This is a genomic window from uncultured Aquimarina sp., from assembly GCF_947495315.1.
Classification (GTDB): Bacteria; Bacteroidota; Bacteroidia; order Flavobacteriales; family Flavobacteriaceae; genus Aquimarina.
In genome coordinates this window covers 1-5,463 of the sequence record NZ_CANLYD010000032.1, presented here as the reverse complement: position 1 = coordinate 5,463, position 5,463 = coordinate 1, and the positions used below count along the sequence as shown (strand labels likewise).

The 5,463-nt window shown below is 44.9% G+C and carries 2 tRNA genes and 2 rRNA genes; all 4 read right to left on the bottom strand.

The features are described 5' to 3' along the window. Positions 1–2: 2 nt before the first annotated feature. Positions 3–2,833: ribosomal RNA gene (locus Q0910_RS28420) — 23S ribosomal RNA — on the bottom strand. A 247-nt stretch (positions 2,834–3,080) separates the two neighbouring features. After that, a tRNA-Ala gene (locus Q0910_RS28415) sits at positions 3,081–3,154 on the bottom strand. Positions 3,155–3,345: 191 nt separating this feature from the next. Then, positions 3,346–3,419: transfer RNA gene (locus Q0910_RS28410), tRNA-Ile, on the bottom strand. 166 nt (positions 3,420–3,585) lie between these two features. Then, positions 3,586–5,111: ribosomal RNA gene (locus Q0910_RS28405) — 16S ribosomal RNA — on the bottom strand. Together the 16S and 23S rRNA genes with 2 tRNA genes alongside form the textbook arrangement of a ribosomal RNA operon. Between the last annotated feature and the right edge of the window lie 352 nt (positions 5,112–5,463).

Genomic DNA, 5,463 nt, shown 5'->3' with positions numbered 1-5,463 from the left:
GTGCGCATAAGCCTATGGGTTATTAGTACTACTCGGCTATGACATTACTGCCTTTACACCTATAGCCTATCAACGTGGTAGTCTCCCACGACCCTTTAAAGAAATCTCATCTTGTGGTGGGTTTCGCGCTTATATGCTTTCAGCGCTTATCCCTTCCGAACGTAGCTACTCTGCAATGCTCCTGGCGGAACAACAGATACACCAGCGGTTCGTCCAACTCGGTCCTCTCGTACTAAAGTCAGATCCACTCAAATTTCTAACGCCCACTGTAGATAGAGACCGAACTGTCTCACGACGTTCTGAACCCAGCTCGCGTGCCACTTTAATGGGCGAACAGCCCAACCCTTGGGACCTTCTCCAGCCCCAGGATGTGACGAGCCGACATCGAGGTGCCAAACCCCCCCGTCGATGTGAGCTCTTGGGGGAGATCAGCCTGTTATCCCCGGAGTACCTTTTATCCTTTGAGCGATGGCCCTTCCATGCGGAACCACCGGATCACTATGCTCTACTTTCGTACCTGATCGACCTGTATGTCTCTCAGTCAAGCCTGCTTATGCCATTGCACTCTACGCACGATTACCAACCGTACTGAGCAGACCTTTAGAAGCCTCCGTTACTCTTTTGGAGGCGACCACCCCAGTCAAACTACCCACCAAGCACTGTCCTCATCTCTGAGTTAGGCTTCGAATAAGCAAAGGGTGGTATTTCAACAATGACTCCTCAACGCCTGGCGACGCCAATTCAAAGTCTCCCACCTATCCTACACATTACTTATCCAAAGTCAATACTAAGCTATAGTAAAGGTTCACAGGGTCTTTTCGTCCCACAGCGGGTAACCGGCATCTTCACCGATACTACAATTTCACCGAGCTCATGGCTGAGACAGTGTCCAGATCGTTGCACCATTCGTGCAGGTCGGAACTTACCCGACAAGGAATTTCGCTACCTTAGGACCGTTATAGTTACGGCCGCCGTTTACCGGGGCTTCAATTCAGATCTTCGCCGAAGCTAAACCCTCCTCTTAACCTTCCGGCACCGGGCAGGTGTCAGGCCATATACATCATATTTCTATTTAGCATAGCCCTGTGTTTTTGATAAACAGTCGCCTGGACCTCTTCACTGCGGCCCATCCGAAGATGGGCGACCCTTCTCCCGAAGTTACGGGTCGATTTTGCCTAGTTCCTTAGCCATGAATCTCTCGAGCACCTTAGAATTCTCATCCCAACTACCTGTGTCGGTTTACGGTACGGGCTGCTTCACTTGCTTTTCTTGGAAGTCGCTTCTCTGGATTATCACATCAGCCGAAGCCTCTGTGTACTATCGCCGTGTTACCACTGGCTTCAACGAACATTTCCGTCAGTTCGCACCAAATATACGCCTCCGTCACTTTTAGCGTGAGCAGGTACAGGAATATTAACCTGTTGTCCATCCACTACCCCTTTCGGGTTCGCGTTAGGTCCCGACTAACCCTCAGCTGATTAGCATAGCTGAGGAAACCTTAGTCTTTCGGTGTGCGGGTTTCTCGCCCGCATTATCGTTACTTATGCCTACATTTTCTTTTGTAGTTGCTCCAGCAAGAATCGCCTCTCACCTTCAACGCCACTACAATGCTCCCCTACCACTCTGAATCAAGTTCAGAGTCCATAGCTTCGGTAATATGTTTATGCCCGATTATTATCCATGCCGAACCGCTCGACTAGTGAGCTGTTACGCACTCTTTAAATGAATGGCTGCTTCCAAGCCAACATCCTAGCTGTCTAAGCAGTTCAACCGCGTTTATTCAACTTAACATATATTTAGGGACCTTAGCTGATGGTCTGGGTTCTTTCCCTCTCGGACATGGACCTTAGCACCCATGCCCTCACTGCTGATTAACATTTTATAGCATTCGGAGTTTGTCAGGAATTGGTAGGCGGTGAAGCCCCCGCATCCAATCAGTAGCTCTACCTCTATAAAACTATAAATCAACGCTGCACCTAAATGCATTTCGGGGAGTACGAGCTATTTCCGAGTTTGATTGGCCTTTCACCCCTACCCTCAGGTCATCCCAAGACTTTTCAACGTCAACGGGTTCGGTCCTCCACTTTGGGTTAACAAAGCTTCAACCTGCCCAAGGGTAGATCACACGGTTTCGCGTCTACTACTACTAACTATAACGCCCTATTCAGACTCGCTTTCGCTACGGCTGCTCCGCTTAACGGATTAACCTTGCTAGTAAAAGTAACTCGTAGGCTCATTATGCAAAAGGCACGCCGTCACACATAAATGCGCTCCGACCGCTTGTAAGCGTATGGTTTCAGGATCTATTTCACTCCCTTATTCAGGGTTCTTTTCACCTTTCCCTCACGGTACTGGTTCACTATCGGTCTCTCAGGAGTATTTAGCCTTATGGGATGGTCCCCACAGATTCATACAGGATTACACGTGTCCCGCACTACTCAGGATACCACTAAATCAACATATCTTACCTATACGGGACTATCACCCTCTTTGGTCAGTCTTTCCAAACTGTTCTAATTCAATATACATCTTATAACGTGGTCCTACAACCCCAGAATTGCCGTAACAATACTGGTTTGGGCTAATCCGCGTTCGCTCGCCACTACTAACGGAATCACTTTTGTTTTCTTCTCCTCCGGGTACTTAGATGTTTCAGTTCTCCGGGTTCGCCCACCTTACGGTGTGATATATCTTCAATATACCGGGTTGCCCCATTCGGATATCTGCGGATCATAGTGTATGTGCCACTCCCCACAGCTTTTCGCAGCTTATCACGTCCTTCATCGCCTCTGAGAGCCTAGGCATTCCCCATACGCCCTTAATTAGCTTATGCGTCTTTGCTTTAACTTGCTCTTTTAGTTTATTCGTCCTATTATTTCCGATAAAAAATAATAAAACACTCTTTTAATTTATTATCATTAATCATCCTCATAAGAGAACAATTAATGCTCGTATTCTTTAAATCAATATGTCAATGAACGTTTTTCTTATAAAAAATATAAAATTGATGATCATAAATACTTTTTCACTCTGTGAATCCTGTGATTTATAAACTATCAATCCTTATATCTAAAGAATTGTGGAGAATATCGGAGTCGAACCGATGACCTCCTGCGTGCAAGGCAGGCGCTCTAGCCAGCTGAGCTAATCCCCCATTATGAAATCCTAAATGTCGAATTCAGAATATCGAATGATGAAGTAATGAATTCTCAACTTCTAAAATTTCCTTTTCAATAATATAATCAATGAACTTGTAAATAATAAATATAAAACTGATAAATCATAAAGTCTAAAGTAAAAACCTTATCATTTTAAATTTAAACTTTTACATTTAACATTTAATCGTAGTCTCAGGCAGACTCGAACTGCCGACCTCTACATTATCAGTGTAGCGCTCTAACCAGCTGAGCTATGAGACTGTTTTATAGTAGTGAGTAATCAGTAATGAGTACTTAGATAAAATCTAAAACAATCCTTACTTAATACTTAATACTCCGTACTCAATACTAAAAAAAAATAATTAATTAACAGCATAAGACTAAAAATACCTCAAAATCACAATTCCTGTGTATCGTCTTTCTCTAGAAAGGAGGTGTTCCAGCCGCACCTTCCGGTACGGCTACCTTGTTACGACTTAGCCCCAGTTACCAGTTTTACCCTAGGCCGCTCCTTACGGTGACGGACTTCAGGTACCCCCAGCTTCCATGGCTTGACGGGCGGTGTGTACAAGGCCCGGGAACGTATTCACCGGATCATGGCTGATATCCGATTACTAGCGATTCCAGCTTCACGGAGTCGAGTTGCAGACTCCGATCCGAACTGTGATAGGTTTTATAGATTCGCTCCTTGTCACCAAGTGGCTGCTCTCTGTACCTACCATTGTAGCACGTGTGTGGCCCAGGACGTAAGGGCCGTGATGATTTGACGTCATCCCCACCTTCCTCGCGGTTTGCACCGGCAGTCTTGTTAGAGTTCCCGACATTACTCGATGGCAACTAACAACAGGGGTTGCGCTCGTTATAGGACTTAACCTGACACCTCACGGCACGAGCTGACGACAACCATGCAGCACCTTGTAAATTGTCCGAAGAAAAGTCTATCTCTAAACCTGTCAATCTACATTTAAGCCCTGGTAAGGTTCCTCGCGTATCATCGAATTAAACCACATGCTCCACCGCTTGTGCGGGCCCCCGTCAATTCCTTTGAGTTTCATTCTTGCGAACGTACTCCCCAGGTGGGTTACTTATCACTTTCGCTTAGCCACTCAGACCGAAGTCCGAACAGCTAGTAACCATCGTTTACGGCGTGGACTACCAGGGTATCTAATCCTGTTCGCTACCCACGCTTTCGTCCCTTAGCGTCAATACATTATTAGTGATCTGCCTTCGCAATCGGTATTCTAAGTAATATCTATGCATTTCACCGCTACACTACTTATTCTAACCACTTCATAATGATTCAAGACCTGCAGTATCAATGGCAATTTTCCGGTTGAGCCGAAAACTTTCACCACTGACTTACAGACCCGCCTACGGACCCTTTAAACCCAATGATTCCGGATAACGCTTGGATCCTCCGTATTACCGCGGCTGCTGGCACGGAGTTAGCCGATCCTTATTCGTAGAGTACCGTCAAACCATTACACGTAATGGCGTTTCTTCCTCTATAAAAGTAGTTTACAACCCATAGGGCAGTCTTCCTACACGCGGCATGGCTGGATCAGAGTTGCCTCCATTGTCCAATATTCCTCACTGCTGCCTCCCGTAGGAGTCTGGTCCGTGTCTCAGTACCAGTGTGGGGGATCCCCCTCTCAGGGCCCCTATCTATCGATGTCTTGGTAAGCCGTTACCTTACCAACTAACTAATAGAACGCATAGCCATCTTATAGCAATAAATCTTTAATATTATAACGATGCCGAAATAATATACCATAAGGTATTAATCCAAATTTCTCTGGGCTATCCCTTACTATAAGGTAGGTTCTATACGCGTTACGCACCCGTGCGCCGGTCGTCAGCAAAAGTGCAAGCACTTCCCTGTTACCCCTCGACTTGCATGTGTTAAGCCTGCCGCTAGCGTTCATCCTGAGCCAGGATCAAACTCTTCATCGTGTATTCTTAAATATTATTTAACAATAACAACAGGAATTTAAAATCGTAATCTCAAAAATATTTCTAGTCTTAATTCTTATTGTAAATCAATTACATAAATGTAATCAAAATACGCGCTGTCAATCAATATATCAATGAACTTTTTCAACTAACCTAACACAATCTTCATTGCCGGTAGTTAATCGTTAATTATTAAGGAATCGAACCCTATAAATGAAGCTAATCACCCCTACTCCAGTATAATTTTTATTCCTATGAACTTCGCTTGTTTCTCAAAGCGGGTGCAAATATACAACCCCTTTTTAAACTACCAAAACTTTTTGAAAATAATTTAAAATAATTTTTCAAGCCT